Annotated in this window: 18 protein-coding genes; 15 read left to right on the top strand and 3 right to left on the bottom strand. The window is 49.4% G+C overall.

Features of this window, described 5'->3' with window-relative positions; translation table 11 throughout:
- Nucleotides 1–7: 7 nt before the first annotated feature.
- On the bottom strand, nucleotides 8–409 hold the full coding sequence (gene hslR / locus C2M17_RS06300; protein WP_233997924.1) for a ribosome-associated heat shock protein Hsp15: 402 nt from the start codon (nucleotides 407–409) through the stop codon (nucleotides 8–10).
- A 267-nt stretch (nucleotides 410–676) separates the two neighbouring features.
- On the opposite strand from hslR, the gene gspC reads away from it, so the two are divergent.
- From gspC to C2M17_RS06365, 13 genes are read left to right on the top strand one after another with little or no spacing between them, the layout of a single operon-like run.
- A complete protein-coding gene (gspC, locus tag C2M17_RS06305) occupies nucleotides 677–1,546 on the top strand; it encodes a type II secretion system protein GspC (protein ID WP_233997925.1) in 870 nt (289 codons plus the stop codon).
- A 24-nt stretch (nucleotides 1,547–1,570) separates the two neighbouring features.
- Nucleotides 1,571–3,637, top strand: coding sequence for a type II secretion system secretin GspD (gene gspD, locus C2M17_RS06310; RefSeq protein ID WP_105200002.1), 2,067 nt, complete (start codon nucleotides 1,571–1,573; stop codon nucleotides 3,635–3,637).
- Between the two features lie 52 nt (nucleotides 3,638–3,689).
- On the top strand, nucleotides 3,690–5,186 hold the full coding sequence (gene gspE, locus C2M17_RS06315; protein ID WP_325034846.1) for a type II secretion system ATPase GspE: 1,497 nt from the start codon (nucleotides 3,690–3,692) through the stop codon (nucleotides 5,184–5,186).
- A complete protein-coding gene (gene gspF, locus C2M17_RS06320) occupies nucleotides 5,186–6,418 on the top strand; it encodes a type II secretion system inner membrane protein GspF (RefSeq protein ID WP_105200004.1) in 1,233 nt (410 codons plus the stop codon). The genes gspE and gspF overlap by 1 nt, the downstream gene beginning before the upstream one ends.
- 44 nt (nucleotides 6,419–6,462) lie before the next feature.
- Nucleotides 6,463–6,885 carry a type II secretion system major pseudopilin GspG gene (gene gspG, locus C2M17_RS06325; RefSeq protein ID WP_105200005.1) on the top strand — a complete coding sequence of 141 codons (423 nt, stop codon included), beginning with the start codon at nucleotides 6,463–6,465 and terminating at the stop codon, nucleotides 6,883–6,885.
- Nucleotides 6,886–6,887: 2 nt separating this feature from the next.
- Nucleotides 6,888–7,472, top strand: coding sequence for a type II secretion system minor pseudopilin GspH (gspH, locus tag C2M17_RS06330; protein WP_105200006.1), 585 nt, complete (start codon nucleotides 6,888–6,890; stop codon nucleotides 7,470–7,472).
- Nucleotides 7,469–7,876 carry a type II secretion system minor pseudopilin GspI gene (gspI, locus tag C2M17_RS06335; RefSeq protein WP_233997926.1) on the top strand — a complete coding sequence of 136 codons (408 nt, stop codon included), beginning with the start codon at nucleotides 7,469–7,471 and terminating at the stop codon, nucleotides 7,874–7,876. The genes gspH and gspI overlap by 4 nt, the downstream gene beginning before the upstream one ends.
- Complete coding sequence (gene gspJ / locus C2M17_RS06340; protein ID WP_105200291.1) at nucleotides 7,876–8,649, top strand: type II secretion system minor pseudopilin GspJ; 774 nt, start codon at nucleotides 7,876–7,878, stop codon at nucleotides 8,647–8,649. Before gspI ends, gspJ begins: the two co-directional genes overlap by 1 nt.
- Complete coding sequence (gene gspK / locus C2M17_RS06345; protein ID WP_105200007.1) at nucleotides 8,642–9,634, top strand: type II secretion system minor pseudopilin GspK; 993 nt, start codon at nucleotides 8,642–8,644, stop codon at nucleotides 9,632–9,634. Before gspJ ends, gspK begins: the two co-directional genes overlap by 8 nt.
- Nucleotides 9,631–10,836, top strand: coding sequence for a type II secretion system protein GspL (gene gspL / locus C2M17_RS06350; RefSeq protein ID WP_158683989.1), 1,206 nt, complete (start codon nucleotides 9,631–9,633; stop codon nucleotides 10,834–10,836). Before gspK ends, gspL begins: the two co-directional genes overlap by 4 nt.
- A complete protein-coding gene (gspM, locus tag C2M17_RS06355; protein WP_105200009.1) occupies nucleotides 10,833–11,303 on the top strand; it encodes a type II secretion system protein GspM in 471 nt (156 codons plus the stop codon). The genes gspL and gspM overlap by 4 nt, the downstream gene beginning before the upstream one ends.
- A 2-nt stretch (nucleotides 11,304–11,305) precedes the next feature.
- Nucleotides 11,306–12,070, top strand: a complete 765-nt coding sequence (locus C2M17_RS06360; RefSeq protein WP_105200010.1) for a type II secretion system protein N — start codon at nucleotides 11,306–11,308, stop codon at nucleotides 12,068–12,070.
- Nucleotides 12,070–12,675: a UPF0149 family protein gene (locus C2M17_RS06365; protein ID WP_105200011.1), complete on the top strand. Its 606-nt coding sequence runs from the start codon at nucleotides 12,070–12,072 to the stop codon at nucleotides 12,673–12,675. Before C2M17_RS06360 ends, C2M17_RS06365 begins: the two co-directional genes overlap by 1 nt.
- 35 nt (nucleotides 12,676–12,710) lie before the next feature.
- Here the strand turns inward: C2M17_RS06365 and C2M17_RS06370 are convergent, their stop codons facing one another.
- Both C2M17_RS06370 and C2M17_RS06375 read right to left on the bottom strand, forming a co-directional pair.
- Nucleotides 12,711–12,908 carry a hypothetical protein gene (locus C2M17_RS06370; RefSeq protein ID WP_105200012.1) on the bottom strand — a complete coding sequence of 66 codons (198 nt, stop codon included), beginning with the start codon at nucleotides 12,906–12,908 and terminating at the stop codon, nucleotides 12,711–12,713.
- 6 nt (nucleotides 12,909–12,914) lie between these two features.
- Nucleotides 12,915–13,256: a hypothetical protein gene (locus C2M17_RS06375; RefSeq protein WP_105200013.1), complete on the bottom strand. Its 342-nt coding sequence runs from the start codon at nucleotides 13,254–13,256 to the stop codon at nucleotides 12,915–12,917.
- 213 nt (nucleotides 13,257–13,469) lie between these two features.
- Here C2M17_RS06375 and ccoG point away from each other — a divergent pair, with 213 nt between their 5' ends.
- Together ccoG and C2M17_RS06385 are read left to right on the top strand one after the other, a co-directional pair.
- A complete protein-coding gene (gene ccoG, locus C2M17_RS06380) occupies nucleotides 13,470–14,903 on the top strand; it encodes a cytochrome c oxidase accessory protein CcoG (RefSeq protein ID WP_105200014.1) in 1,434 nt (477 codons plus the stop codon).
- Nucleotide 14,904: 1 nt separating this feature from the next.
- The gene (locus tag C2M17_RS06385; protein ID WP_105200015.1) at nucleotides 14,905–15,882 is read left to right on the top strand and encodes a serine/threonine protein kinase; all 978 of its coding nucleotides are present in this window, start codon (nucleotides 14,905–14,907) and stop codon (nucleotides 15,880–15,882) included.
- The last annotated feature ends 7 nt before the right edge of the window (nucleotides 15,883–15,889 follow it).

Below are 15,889 nucleotides of genomic sequence, written 5' to 3' on the forward strand. Positions count from 1 at the left end.
TGTTTCTCTATCTGGCTTTAAACTTGATCAGTTCACGGCGCTGTTTTTTATCCGGCTTGTGATCTGGATGCGGTGCAAAGAAGGCGTTATTTTTCCGGGCTTGCGCGTTTTCTTCGCGTTTTTGCTTACTTTGCTCTGTTTCCTCATAGCAAGTCACAGCAATGGGGGCGGCAACGCGTTTTTCAAGTAATTTAATTACCGTAATTTGCTTTTCATCGAAGCCCTGAGCGAGACGAATTTGCGCACCTACCTCAACCTGTTTGCTGGGTTTACAGCGTTGTCCATTGTAATGTACTCGGCCGCCTTGCACCATCTCGCGAGCCTGGGCGCGGGTCTTATATAAACGCACCGCCCAAAGCCACTTATCTAAGCGTACCGGGTCGGGTTTTTGTTCGGGGGTTTTGGTCACGATGTTTGGCCTTATTGCAAGCCCATATATAGAGGGGCAAAGTTAACATATAAGCAAGTGTAAAAAAAGTTGGCAAGATTGTAATACAGATGCCTTACTTAGCTTATATAGTCCTTGCCCGATTTTACATATTGCTACAGTACGCGCTTGTTGAACGCAGGTGATGAATGTACTATGTGGCGTTAGTTAACAGAATGATAATAGTGAACAGTTTTGGATTTAGCCCAACTACAACAAAGGCTTAAACAGCTTCCACAGACGAAGATTGTGACTGCTATAGTGCTGGCTACGACAATATATTGTGGCTATTTAGCGGCTTCGTTGGTGTGGTTACTGTGGCCACAACCGCAAGTTACGGCGGTCATGCCGCCGGCGACGGCCTCGTCGACGGCAAAAAATGGCGTCAATATTGCCGCTATTAAGGCAGTTAAATTATTTGGTGATGCTGCAGCGGTAGTGCAGGAGCAGCCCAAGCAAGAAGTGACCAGCGATGCTCCTGAGACACGTTTAAGCATCAACCTTACCGGGGTTGTGGCGGCCACCGATGATAACAGTGCTGGCTTGGCCATTATCGAATCCCAGGGTAGCCAGGAAACCTACGGCATAGATGATGTGATCAAGGGCACCCGAGCAAAACTGGCTAAAGTTTTGCCCGATCGCGCCATTTTGGACGTTAACGGTCGTTTTGAAACCCTGATGCTCGATGGCGTCAGTTTTACTAAAACGGTCAGTATGCCGGTGCCGGCCAGCAAGGAGCCAGAAAAATCCGGACCCAGCCGACAACAGGCTAAGCAAAGCGTGAATGTCACCGCCGATCCCGAACTCAAAGCAGAGTTACAACAAAAACGCGAAGAGGTATTGGCGGATCCTGGCAAGCTGACGGATTATATTCGTGTTAGTCCGGTGCGCAACCAGGGACAGTTGCAGGGTTACAAGTTAAGTCCGGGTAAAGATCCCCTGCTGTTTAAGCAGATGGGCTTAGAGAATAATGATATTGCTGTTGCGATTAATGGCTATCAACTCACCGATATGAAACAAGCAATGGCGGCTTTGCAGGAGCTTCGTTCAAGTACAGAAGCGGCGATTACGGTGAACCGTAATGGCCAGCTTATCGACGTGCAATTTAGCCTGCAATAATCACAAAGTGTGGAGAGAAGAATAATGGGCGCGAAATTTCGCACAAAAGTTTTAAAAGGGCTGGCCAAATATGGTGCGCTCTTTTTTGCCGCTGGTATTAGTTTAAACCTGTATGCAGTTGAGTATGCGGCAAATTTTAAAGGCACGGATATTAATGAATTTATTAATATCGTCGGTAAAAACCTCAATAAAACCGTAATCATCGATCCCAATGTGCGCGGTAAAATCAATGTCCGCAGTTATGAATTGATGGACGAAGAATTGTATTATCAATTCTTCCTTAATGTGCTGGAAGTGCACGGTTTTGCCGCGGTAGAAATGCCTAACGGTATTCTTAAGGTTGAAAAAAGCTCAGACGCGAAAAAGACGAATGTGCCTGTGATAGGCGAAGAAGACGGTTACGGCGGCGATATGCTGGTGACCCGCGTAGTACGAGTTAAAAACGTAACTGTGCAAGAGCTCGGCCCGCTTATTCGTCAGTTCAGCGATCAAAAAGACGGCGGCCATGTAACCAACTTTAACCCATCAAACGTCATGATGCTGACCGGCCATGCCGAGTCGGTTAACCGTCTCGTAGAGATCATTCGCCTGGTTGACCAAGCCGGTGATAAGAGCGTTGATATCGTTCGCCTGAAACATGCCACCGCTGCGGATGTGGTATCGGTAGTCGATAATATTTTTAAAGATACCGGCAAGGGCAGTGTGCCTGAGTTTTTGATCCCCCGCGTGGTCGCCGATGAGCGTACCAACAGCGTGATCGTCAGTGGTGAAGGCCAAGCTCGTACTCGTGCCATCGAATTAGTGAAACGTCTTGATAACGAGTTGGAAAGCACGGGTAATACCAAGGTGTTTTATCTTAACTACGCTAAAGCCGAAGACTTGGTCACAGTACTACAGGGTGTAAGTAAATCACTGACCGAAGAACAACAGGGCGCCGCTGCCACTCAACGAACATCGCGTCGCTCTCGCAGCGATATCAGCATCGAAGCTCATAGTGACTCCAACTCACTGGTTATTACCGCCCAGCCGGATATGATGCGCTCGCTTGAGAAAGTGATAGAGCGTTTGGATATCCGCCGTGCTCAGGTATTGGTCGAAGCCATTATCGTTGAAGTATCGGAAGGCGACGGCATTAATTTTGGCCTGCAGTGGATCACCGAAGAAGGCGGCATGCTGCAGTTTAATAACGGCACCACAGTGCCCGTGGGTTCATTGGCCGTGGCCGCAGAGCAGGCTCGTGATGAAACCATTATTGATAATGTTATCGGCTCTGAAAATGGCACGGTAACACCAATCGAACGTACTCAAGAAGGTGACTTAGGTCCATTAGCCGCGTTGTTAGGCGGTATCAATGGTCTGGCCATGGGTATTGTCCGCAACGACTGGGGCGCTATTGTTCAGGCGGTATCAAATGATACTAACTCGAACATTCTAGCAACGCCTTCGATCACCACCATGGATAACGAAGAAGCTTCGATGATCGTGGGTCAGGAAGTGCCAATTATCACAGGTTCATCGACTGGCAGTAACAACGATAACCCATTCCAGACCGTTGAGCGTCAGGAAGTGGGTGTGAAACTGAAAGTAACGCCGCAAATCAACGATGGCTCGGCGGTACAGCTTACAATTGAGCAGGAAGTATCGAACGTTGCCGGCTCTACCGCGGTGGATATCTCCATCAACAAGCGTGCCATTACCACAACAGTTCTAGCCGATGACGGCGGCATGGTGGTGTTAGGTGGCTTGATCGACGAAGACGTACAAGAAAGTGTTTCTAAGGTGCCATTGCTGGGTGATATTCCTGTGCTGGGTCACCTGTTTAAGTCCACTAGTACGGCCAAGCGTAAGCGTAACCTGATTGTCTTTATTCGCCCGACGATTCTTCGCGACAGCGAAAGCATGAACCGTCTTAGCCACAGCAAGTATAACTTTATCCGTGGCGAGCAGTTAAAGCAGGATGACGATGGTATCGACCTTATGCCATTTGAGAAGGTGCCAATGTTGCCGGAGTGGGACGACGCCCTGGTATTGCCTCCTACGTACGAAGAATACCTGAGAGAACAGAATAAGGCTGAGCGTAACAATGACTGAGCAAGTGGCCAATGATGCCTCTCCTGAGCTGCCGGTAAGCGACGAAGAGCTGATGGAAGTATCGGAAGTGCTTGCCGCAGCGCCGTTGCGACTGCCTTTTGCCTATGCTCGCCGTTTCCAGGTTTTGTTGGTCGACAAGGACCAAAAATTGGTGTTGTACTACGCCAATGAGCTAGACGCGCAGGTGATGTTGGAAGTGCGCCGTTTCGCGGGACGCGGCTTCGTAGTGGAACAGCTCGCAGAAGATAAATTTGAGCTGCTATTGGAAGCTTCTTATCAAAGAGACAGCTCCGAAACCCAGCAGATCATGGAAGATATCGGCAACGAGGCGGATCTTTTCTCCCTTGCCGAAGAACTGCCGCAAACCGAAGATCTCTTGGCGGGTGACGATGATGCGCCTATCATCAAGTTGATCAATGCCATGCTCGGCGAAGCCATTAAAGAAGGCGCCTCGGATATACATATAGAAACCTTTGAGCAGGATCTGGTGATACGTTTTCGTGTCGATGGCGTGCTTAAAGAAGTGCTTAAACCAAACCGTAAATTGTCGTCGCTTTTAGTGTCGCGTATCAAGGTTATGGCCAAGCTGGATATCGCCGAAAAGCGAGTACCGCAAGACGGTCGTATTAGTTTAAGAATTGCCGGCCGCGCCGTTGATGTGCGGGTATCGACCATGCCATCGAGCTTTGGTGAGCGTGTGGTACTGCGTTTGTTGGACAAAAACAACGCCCGCCTTAACTTACAAGACCTAGGCATGACGCAGCACAATCAGGAGCTGTTTGCCGAACTTATCCGCAAGCCTCACGGTATTATCCTCGTTACCGGTCCTACGGGCTCGGGTAAGAGCACGACCTTGTATGCCGGTATGAGCGAAATCAACAGTAGAGATCGTAATATCTTAACCGTTGAAGATCCGATCGAATATGAAATTCCAGGCATAGGCCAGACTCAGGTGAACCCCAAGGTGGATATGACCTTTGCCCGCGGTTTACGGGCTATTTTGCGTCAGGATCCGGATGTGGTGATGGTCGGTGAGATCCGTGACTTGGAAACGGCACAGATCGCCGTGCAGGCATCTTTAACCGGTCACCTGGTATTGTCGACCCTGCACACCAACACCGCCGCTGGTGCCATTACCCGAATGGAAGATATGGGCGTTGAGTCCTTCTTACTTTCTTCATCTTTACTTGGGGTCTTGTCGCAGCGTCTGGTACGTACCCTGTGTAAATCGTGTAAGCAGCCGCATCAGGCCGATGCCAACGAGTGTCAGATGCTCGGCGTTAGTGCTGAATCGGCGCCAATCATCTACCGCGCCGTGGGTTGTGAAGAATGTAACTACAATGGCTATAAGGGCCGAACCGGTATTCATGAGCTGTTGATCGTGAACGACCATATTCGCGAACTTATTCACAATGGTAAGGGCGAGCAAGCGGTTGAGAAATACATTCGTCAGCATAGTCCGAGTATTCGTGGCGATGGGTGTACCCGTGTGCTGGCAGGCAAAACCACTCTCGAAGAAGTATTACGGGTTACCCGTGAGGAGCAATAGTGGCGGCGTTTGAATATCGAGCTCTGGATGGCAAAGGCAAAGAAAAAAAGGGCATTTTAGAGGCCGATACGGCAAAACAGATACGTCAACAATTACGTGATAAGGGCTTGATGCCTTTAGCCGTTGAGCTGGCAGCCTCGCAGGAGAAGGCCAGTGCCGCAAAAACCGGCCTGTTTAGCGGCCTGTTTAAGGCGAAAATCGCGACCTCAGATCTGGCCTTGATCACCCGCCAGTTGGCGACCCTGATCCAATCTGCACTGCCGGTAGAAGCCGCGGTGATGGCGGTGGCCGAACAGTGTGAAAAGCCTCGCCTCAAGAAAATGTTGATGGCGGTACGCTCCAAGGTGGTCGAGGGTTACACCCTGGCCGATGGCCTGGCGGAATTTCCTCATGTTTTCGATAACCTCTATCGTTCTATGGTGGCGGCAGGGGAAAGATCCGGGCATTTGGATCAGGTATTAAATCGCCTAGCGGATTATACCGAGCAGCGCCAGTATATGCGTTCGCAGATAGTGCAGGCCATGGTGTACCCCACCATACTTGTGGTGTTCGCCATTGCCATAGTTTCTATCTTGCTTGGTACAGTCGTTCCCGAGATCCTAAAGACGTTTGAGAAATCCAAACAGGCTCTCCCCTGGACCACAGAATGGGTAATGGCGGCCAGTGCCTTTGTACAAAACTACTGGTTTATTACCCTGGTCGTGGTGATAGCCTTGGTGGTCGCTATTAAGCAGGCGTTGAAGCGTCCCAATATTCGTTTTTGGTACCATTCCCGGTTATTGTCCATGCCTGGTTTAGGCAAGGTCAGTCGTGGCCTGAATACAGCGCGTTTTGCCCGTACCCTAAGTATCCTTTCTTCCAGTTCTGTGCCCTTGCTTGAAGGCATGAAGATTTCCGGTCAGGTATTGGAGAACGATAAGATCAAACAGGCGGTGGCCGAGGCGGCTACTCGGGTCAGTGAAGGTGCCAGCCTGCGTGCTTCTTTGGAACAGTCTAAACTTTTCCCACCCATGATGCTGCACATGATTGCCAGCGGTGAAAAGTCCGGTGAGTTGGAGCAAATGCTTGAGCGTGCTGCAGACAACCAGGACCGCGAGTTTGAGACCATGGTGAATGTGTCATTAAAACTCTTAGAGCCGGCAATGATAGCGAGCATGGCACTAATTGTGCTATTTATCGTAATGGCAATATTGCAGCCAATCATGGCAATGAACAAGGCAATTGGCTTATAGTGGCCAAGTAAACACAGATTTCAGTAAATTTAGAGGTACGAACAATGAGAAAGCAGTCTGGTTTTTCATTACTTGAAGTGATGGTGGTATTGGTCATCATAGGCATGATCATGTCGATTGTAGCCCCGAATATCATGGGACAAAAAGAAGAAGCCGATCTTGATAAGGCGCAGTTGGACATTCAGCAAATTGAAGATGCGCTAAGCATGTACAAGTTGCGTGTTAATACCTACCCAACTACAGAGCAGGGTTTGGAAGCACTCGTGACCAAGACCAGCATAGAGCCAATTCCAAAGCGTTTCCCTGAGGGTGGTTTTATCAATGAATTGCCATTGGACCCTTGGGGTAACCCTTACCAGCTAATCTATCCGGGTGAAATCGGTAAGATTGATGTATTTTCTATGGGCCCTGACGGCGAAGCAGGTACCGAAGATGATATCGGTAACTGGGACGAAGAAGAGCGCTAAGCATGAAGGCGGTGAATCATCGATCCGGTTTTACCCTAATCGAAATTCTGGTGGTGCTGGCAATTATTGCGTTTAGCGCCAACCTGATAGTTTATAGCATTGATGATTCACGCCACGACGAGTTAGAGCAAACGGCCTTTGCCTTGCAAACCAGCATTAACTTTGCGTCCGAATACGCCATCCTTAATCAGCGTCAGCTCGGTTTATTTGTAGATGACGAAAATGGTTATGAGTTTATGGTCTATGGGGAGCAAAAATGGCAAGCATTGGATGACAGCGATGGTGTGCTAAAAGGCAAAAAGCTGGAGTCCGACTTTTCCCTGACCCTGAATCAAGAAGATCTCCCTTGGGCGCAGGATAGTCTGCTGAATGAAGTGGATTGGCAAAAACTATTGGGAGCCGATGACGATGACTTTCTTGAACTGCAAAAAATGCAGATCCCCCAAGTGATGATCCTATCCTCAGGCGAAATCAGCCCGTTTCAACTACGTCTTGCCTTGCAGGATGCGGACGAAGATCTGGCTCCCTTTATTATCGAAGGGGAATTTATGGCGCCGGTTAGCCTTTACCAAGAAGAGCTGCAATGATGGCTCAGCATAGATCTCGCTCAGGTAAGCGCAGCGCTGGCTTTACCCTTATCGAAGTTTTAGTGGCGCTCAGTATTTGTGCCATGGCCGGGATCGCTGCCATGCAGATCAGTGGCGAACATATTAATCATTTAGGCGCCATTCAAGAACAAACCTATGGCTCCTGGGTCGCGGAAAACCAGTTGGTTGAAATTCGCGCCCAAGGAGATAAGTGGGATGCCAAAAATGGTGCCAAGGGCAAAACTGAGTTGGCCGGAGTAACCTGGTATTGGCAACAGGAAGTGATACGCACCGCCAACAGCAGCTTTGTGAAAGTGGTGATATCCGTATTTACCGATGAAGAGCGCGAACAATTTGCCTATGAGCTCGCGACCTATATAGATAAAGAGGCGAGTAAAACATGATGCGTAGCCGCTTTGCTAATGTGTCTCGCCAACGTGCTTTTACCCTGGTTGAGGTGCTTGTAGCCTTGGCCGTAATGGCCTTTATTATCGGCGCCACCCACCAGATTTTTGAGGTAAGCACCCGAACCAAGGAAATGTCGGAAGAGACATTGGATAACCTATCACGTTTGCAGACGGTTTTTCGGGTGATGGAACAGGATTTTAGTCAGATAAGTAAGCGCAAGGTGCGCAATGAGGCTGGCGATTTTCAGGAAAAATACCTGTTACACGAGCGCTTTTTATTTGGCAGTGAACTAGATGGCATTGCCTTTATACGCAACGGCTGGACCAACCCGGGCTACTTGTTGCCGCGCAGTGAACTACAAGCCGTAGCCTATCGGGTGCAAGAAGGGCGTTTAGAGCGTTTGTATAGTCTTTATGTCGATCAGTTAGACAGCAGTGAGCCTAGAGTGCAGGTGCTGTTAAATGATGTGGAAGATTTTAGGTTTGAGTTTTTTAACGGCCAGGCGCAAAAGTGGCAGGAGCAATGGCAGCAGGAACTGTTACCTAAGGCCGTTGCCGTGGATCTGACCTTAAAAGAAGGCGACCCAATTCGTCGCCTATTTTTACTGGCAGGTCAGGGCGCCGATATCCCGGTGCAGCAAGGCGGTTCAGGAAATAATTCAGGCGGTGGTTCAGCTGGTTCCCAGGGCGGTAACCAAGGTGGAAATAATAATCAAGGCGGCAACAACTCGGGTGGCGGCGGTTCGACGGGGAGCCCTAATCATGGTTAATCGTAATCAAGGCGGGGCGGCCCTTATCATTGTTTTATTTATTGTTGCCCTAGCCGCAACCATTGCCGCGCAGATGAGTATGAATCTTATGGTTCAGGTGCAAAAGTCATCGAATCTTAACGATTTTCGTCAGGCTAAATGGTATGCCTATGCGGCGGAGGCCCTAGCGCAAAAGGTGCTGCGCGAAAGTATCGAAGAAGAGCCGGACAAAATGCACCTGAAACAGAGCTGGGCTTTGGCAGCTAATACGCCGTTTCCTGTGGAAAATGGCACCATTGCCGGGGAAATTAAAGACTTGCAAGCCTGTTTAAATCTTAATGCGCTACGGGCTGAGCCTCAAACGCAAAACGGCGGCTATGTAAAATCTAACCCGGCTCATCAGGCTCTGCTAGCCTTATTAAAGGAAATCGATGATTTGCCAAGTGATGAGTCTGAAGAGGCTATGGCCGACAGCGTGTTTGACTGGGTGGATGAAGACAGTATTACCATGCGTTCCGGCGCCGAGGAAGACGAGTATTTATCCCGGGATGTGCCTTATTTAACCGCCAATAACTTCTTTGCCGATTTTTCCGAGTTACGCCTGGTAAAAGGGTTTAACCCGCTGGCGATGCGTAAATTGGCTCCTTATGTTTGCGTGATCCCCGGCAGTGAGGTGTTTGCATTAAATGTAAATACCATTACCGAAGATCAAGCCTTGCTTCTGGCTGCTATGATTGAAGGGTTGGACGAGTCATCGGCGCAGTCGGTGATCAGTGCACGCCCGGAAAAAGGCTTTGATTCGCTGAGCGACTTTGTTAACGAGGTAACCCAGCAGGGGGGCCGTGATGTTAAAGAGGACGATGGTCGGTTTGTGCTGAAAAGTTCGTATTTTCAATTGCAAACAACCGCAACTTTTGTCGAGTTTGAGTTTACTATGACCTCGCTATTACAAATAAATAATAAAGAAATTTCCATTATGGCGCGAAAATTTGGAGGCCTGCAGTGAGAGAATCCTTACTGATCCACGTGGGCGAGCGCCCAGATCAGCCTATTCATTGGCTGGTATATAATCCCGCAGAGGACGAAATTATCGCCAGCGGCCACCTGGCCGAGGCAACCGCTTTATCCGGACTCACGGACAAGGCGCGCAATCGCGATTGCACCTTAGTAGTGCCCTGCGCTCAGGTGCAACTGCAAAGCGTGAAATTGCCCGCGAAGTGGAATCGCAAGCTGGCTCAGGCCTTACCCTTTATGGTGGAAGAGCAGGTGACGGTCGATATCGACAGCCTGTTTATCGCCCATGGCAATGCCTACAGCGAGGCGGATAATCATTTTATTAATATCGCCCTGGTTAATAAACAGTGGCTGCAAAACTGGCTGGAGCTATTTGCTGAAGCCGATATTGCCGTAGTGAATGTGTATGTTGATGCCCTCTTGCTACCCGAGCCTGAACCGCAAAGAGCCAGCGCTATTGCCATTAATGATGACAGTTTTTTGGTGCGTTCCAGCCAGTGGCAAGGCGCTCAGCTGGAGCCGGATTGGGCAGCGGCCTATTTAATCTCGGCAGGCATCGAGACCTTAGACTTATACAGTCCATTACCCAGTGGCGAATTGGGAATTGAAACCTATAGCCACGAAGATAAGTTTGAATTGCCTTTAGCCATGTTTGCCAAGGCCATCTCACCTATCAATTTGCGCCAAGGCACTTTTGCCTACAAGAAAAAAAGCAGTGGTTGGATTAAGGTATGGCGTCCGGCCATGGTTGCCGCGGGTGTGGCTCTGGTCTTTATGCTGGGCGTCAAGGGGGGGCAGTGGTATCACTATTCTTCTCAGGCCGAGTCGGTGAAAGAGCAGGTAGTGAGCAGTTATGAGTCGGCTTTCCCCGGCACCAAGGTGCGTCCGCATCTTATCCGTAACCAGATTAATACCGCACTGGGCGGACAGAGTCAGGGCGGCGGCGCCGAATTCCTGATGATGTTGCAGGATTTTGCCGATATCGTGCAGCAAAGCAATGAGTTTGTAACGCAAACGCTGCGTTTTGATCAGCGTCGCAATGAATTACGGGTTGGCGCCAGAGCCAAAGACTTCCAAAGTTTTGCACAAGTAAAGGCGCGCTTGGAACAGCGCGGTTTCAGTGTCGACCAGGGCTCATTAAACAATGATGGCGAAACCGTGGTGGGTGAATTACGCATAAGGGGCGAACAATGAGCGCATTAACGAATTATTGGCAATCATTGAAGCCACAAGAGCAGCGTTTGCTAAGCATCGCCGGCGTTATTTTTATCATCTTTTTCTTTGTTATGGTGATCTATCGGCCGTTAAATAACGCCGTTGCTGAGGCCAAACAAGAGCTGAGCAAACAGCAAGAATTGCTGCAATTTGTGCAGCAAAGTGTGGTGCAAATTAAGGCCCAGGGCGGCTCCGTAAAAGCTGTCTCCAGTGGTAATGTCACCCAGGTGGTGAACAGCACCCGTTCACGCTATCAAATTGAGATCGCTCGCATGCAGCCCAGTGGTGAAGGTTTGCGTTTAAATATTGATAGTGTGCCCTTTAATCAACTCTTGTCTTGGTTGGACGACATAGTCAAAAACCATGGCGTGACCATTAGTAATATCGAGCTGTCTTTAGATCCAAAACCGGGCCATGTCCGTGTTAGTCGTATCGTTCTGGAGTAACTATGTCTGTGAAGAAAATCAGCGGTCTAGCCGTTGTATTTGTTGTTTTTTTGCTGGTTTTCGCCATTGCCCTGCTGCCCGCTTCGGTGGCCTTGGACTGGTTTAAAAAAGATCTACCACCTGGCTTACAGTTGGGTCCGGCCACGGGCACGGTCTGGCAAGGCCAGGTGCACGGGGCGCGTTATCAGGGCCAGTATGTCAGCCAGGTGAAATGGCAGGTTAAGCCGCTGGCGCTGTTGCAGGCGCAGTTGAATATGGACCTGGTGCTAGGTAATAAGCGCAATACCAATGAAATTTCGGCCCAGGGTCAATTAGTCTATGGCCTGTTTAACAAGCAGCTGCAGCTTCACGATACCCAGGCACGACTTTCTCTTGAGCAAGTTTTACAGCGAGTGCGTCTACCCATACCTACAGAGGCCAAGGGGCGGGTGTTTGTCGAACTGGATAACTACCAACTTGGTGAGCCTCACTGTCAGGCATTAGCCGGCACCATCAGCTCTGCGGATATCAGCGTGAAGGGTCGTAATGGCTGGTTTAGCATTGGCGAGCTGGAAGGTGAGCTTAGCTGCGTAAATAGTGCTGCTAAGGTGACGGTTACCAAGGAAAACCGTCTGGGTTTACAGGTTGATGCCAGCTTTAACGACCGTGGTCAGTTTAGCGTTAAAGGCTTTATTAAACCGGATGCCAGCCTGCCTAAGGACGTGCATGATGCGGTGCAGTTCCTGGGAGCGCAGGGAGCCGACGGTCGCTATCGGATCGATTTCTAATGAGTGGGCAAGCGCTAACCTCTTTGCGTGACTACCTGGAGGAGGCTGGGAATGCTATGCCCTTGGCTCAGGTTCAGGGTTATCTTTTTGCACTTATCTGTGCTCCTGCTCCCATAGAGGAAGAGCAATGGTTGCAAGAGGTGCTTGGTGGCTATGCCGCCGATTGCGATGAAAGTGTTTTATTTGCACTGCTGAGTCTGCATCAGGATATAAGTGAGCAGGTGTATGAGACCGGTTTTAAGCTTACTAGCAATGTCGCAGTTGCACAGCGCTGGCAGGATAATCTAGCTGCCGATGCCGAGTTGCATCAATGGGCACAAGGCTTTGTGCTGGGTGTCAGCAATTACCTTGAACCCCTGCTAAGTGCCCCATCGTGCCCCGAAGAAAGTAAAGACATGCTTGCTCAGGCGGTCACTGTACTTGGATTATTTGCCGATGCTGAGCAATTCAGCATACATGCGGCAAACTCTGGTCAGGGTGAGCAGGCATTTAACGATGCGCTGGTCGATATGATGGCCGATTTTAGCCTGGGGTTTGCCGAACTGATTGAGCTTACTGCGGTGCAAAGTGGTTTATTCGACGATGAGCCGCACTGGGAAACCTAACCCCCGCCATTTTCGCTATGCCTTCTTGGGTGAGCTTAGCCGAGTTGCAATAGCAGGTCGGTGCAGCCCTTGGTGCAACGGGCTCTGGCATAGCCAGGTTCGGCGAGTTGCAGATTTATGGCGCCTTGGCAGTGCTTGCATAACACGGTTTTGCCCTTGCTCAGTTGCTGCAGCAGGCGTTTGTGCTCGGCAAAAGAATCGCCTTGCTTTTTATTGAGTGCTGAAAAGTCCATAGCTTACTAGTGGGTGGCCGCAATAATGGTGCAGGTCTGCAGTAAATCGTCACCATAAAAATACTGATTAAGTTCTCTGTTTTTACAGTATTTTCTCTCCCAGTCATGCATACCGCGAACCGTTTTAAAAATGTCGGCGAGATGGGCGTCCTGATCTTTGTTTAATTTAAGTTGAGAGCGGACCTCAGCTAGGGCATGTTTTGCCTTCACTTCCCTTTGTACCTGAGTGGAATCACTTAAATCCGACACCACAGAGCCAAGAATTTTGTCACGGGGATTTTTTATCAAAGGATGATCAACACTTAGCAGTGCTAACAGAATAACGACCAACAGTAATAACTTCTTCATGAGTAAACCTTGATCTAGGTGGCAACAGGGACGCTGATAGTGTAGTAAACTCTGGGTTTTAAAAGCAAGCCTATTAAGGCGCTTAGGGTTAAATATAATCTTCTGGTTACATCATTTTGGTGGCCGAATTGATATACTTGCCCGAAACGACAAACCTAATAACCAATTAGGTAAGTTTGCCCATTCCTAAATCCCTGGCGTTGAGGAACTAAGATGGAAAAAGAGCAGCGGATCAAGGTAAAAAACATACCCAGTGACGTGAAAATCGAAAAGCCCAGCGGGGCCGAGTACGATAGATTTAATCCCCGTAACCGCATTTATGTCCGAGCCGTCACCGGATTACACCAGTTGCTAAGACAGCGTATCGGCTTAGTCGGTATGCTCGCCTTTATGTTGTTGCCTTGGATTAACTACAACGGCCAGCAAGCGGTTTTATTCGATATAGGTAATCAGCAGTTCAGTATTTTTGCCCTGACCTTTTGGCCGCAAGACTTAACCATACTCGCTTTTATTTTTATGATTGCCGCCTTTGCGCTGTTTCTGGTGACCACCTTCTACGGCCGTGTCTGGTGCGGTTATACCTGTCCGCAAACGGTGTGGACCTTTATCTTTATCTGGTTTGAAGAGAAGTTTGAAGGCACCGCCAACCAGCGTAAAAAGCTGGATCAGCGTCCCATGGACTTTGATAAGTTTTGGCGCAAAACGGCCAAACATGGCAGCTGGTTGCTTTTCTCCTTGTATACCGCCATTACCTTTGTCGGCTACTTTACGCCCATGCGTGAGCTGGTGTTCGACTTTGTGACCTTTTCTGTGGGCGGCTATGCGCTGTTGAATATTGTCGTATTTGCCCTTTGTACCTATGGTAATGCGGGCTGGATGCGGGAAATTATGTGTTTGCATATTTGCCCTTATTCGCGCTTCCAGTCGGCCATGTTCGATAAAGACACCTTTACCGTAAGTTATGATGCCAAGCGCGGCGAAAACCGCGGTCCGCGTGGGCGCAAGCAAGATCCTATAGAGTTGGGGTTGGGCGACTGTATCGACTGTAACCTCTGTGTACAGGTGTGTCCTACCGGTATAGATATTCGTAACGGCTTGCAGTACGAGTGCATTAACTGTGGCGCCTGTATTGATGCCTGTGACGGCGTTATGGACAAGATGAATTATCCTCGTGGCCTGATCTCCTATACCACGGAACGTAACCTGGAGGCTTCCGCCGAGAAAACCAAGCCGGTGCGCGGTAAGTTAATTGGTTACTCTATTATTCTCTTTATCCTTATCGGCGCGCTGGCGGCTAATATAGCCATGCGGGTGCCTATGGATCTCGATATTATTCGTGACCGTAACCAGTTGTTCCGTATCAATGTTGATGGCTTGGTAGAAAACACCTACACATTGAAGGTATTGAATAAGGCTCAGGTAGCGCAGCAGTTCCGAGTTGAGGTTGAGGGGCTGGAGCATTATCAGGTGATTGGTCAACTTGAGTTTAGCGTCGCACCGGGACGCTCTCACGATCTGCCCTTGTCTGTGATTATCGACCCTTACGATCTGAAAAAGCCGATGACAGAGTTTAATTTTGTGCTTTACCCGGTGACCGATCCCGAGACGCAAATTAAGCAAAGCAGTAATTTCTTTAAGGGTCGTTAAGGTGAGTGAATTTAGTTTTGCTTCCTTAACCCCGGATACCATTTTAGATGCCCTCGATGGTGTGGGCATCTATGCTGAGTCTGGGCTCTTGGCGCTTAATAGCTACGAAAACCGTGTTTATCAGTTTATAGCTGAGGATCAGCGCCGCTATGTGGCAAAATTCTATCGCCCTGAGCGCTGGAGTAATGAGCAGATCCTCGAAGAGCATAGCTTCAGTGCCGAGCTGCAAGAAGCCGAGGTACCTGTGGTGGCGCCGTTGCGTATTGATGGTCAGACACTGTTTGAGCATCAAGGCTATCGCTTTACGCTGTTCCCCAGCGTTGGTGGCCGCCAGTTTGAGATGGATAATCTCGACCAGCTAGAACAGCTTGGCCGTTTAATTGGCCGCATGCACAAGGTGGCGGCGGCAAAACCTTTTACCACGCGGCCTGTGCTAGGCTGTGATGAATATCTATATCAAGCCAAGGTTCATTTGCAGCACAGTAACTTGGTAAGTGAGGCAATGTCTTTACCTTTTTACACCGTGCTCGATCAGGTTATCGACAAAGCTAGCCGCTTATACCAGAGTGTTGCTACTATACGCTTGCATGGAGACTGCCACGCTGGCAACATTCTCTGGTCCGGCGATGATATGCTAACCTTTGTTGACCTTGATGATAGCCGTCAGGGCCCAGCAATGCAGGATTTATGGATGATGCTCAGTGGCGATCGGCAAAATCAGCTGGTCCAGCTTGATACCCTGGTGAATGCCTATGAGGAGTTTGCCCATTTTGAGCATGGCCAGTTGCGTTTAATAGAGCCGCTGCGGGCGATGCGCATGGTGCATTATATGGGCTGGATTGCCAAACGTTGGCAAGACCCGGCATTTGAGCGGAACTTTTCTTGGTTCGCACAAGACAAATACTGGGAGCAGCAAACTCTGGCATTAAAAGAGCAACTGGCGGCGCTGGATGAGCCAGCGTTGAAATTGATGCCATAAGCGCGCA

The sequence above is a fragment of the Pseudoalteromonas sp. T1lg10 genome, from assembly GCF_002964545.1.
GTDB lineage: Bacteria > Pseudomonadota > Gammaproteobacteria > Enterobacterales > Alteromonadaceae > Pseudoalteromonas.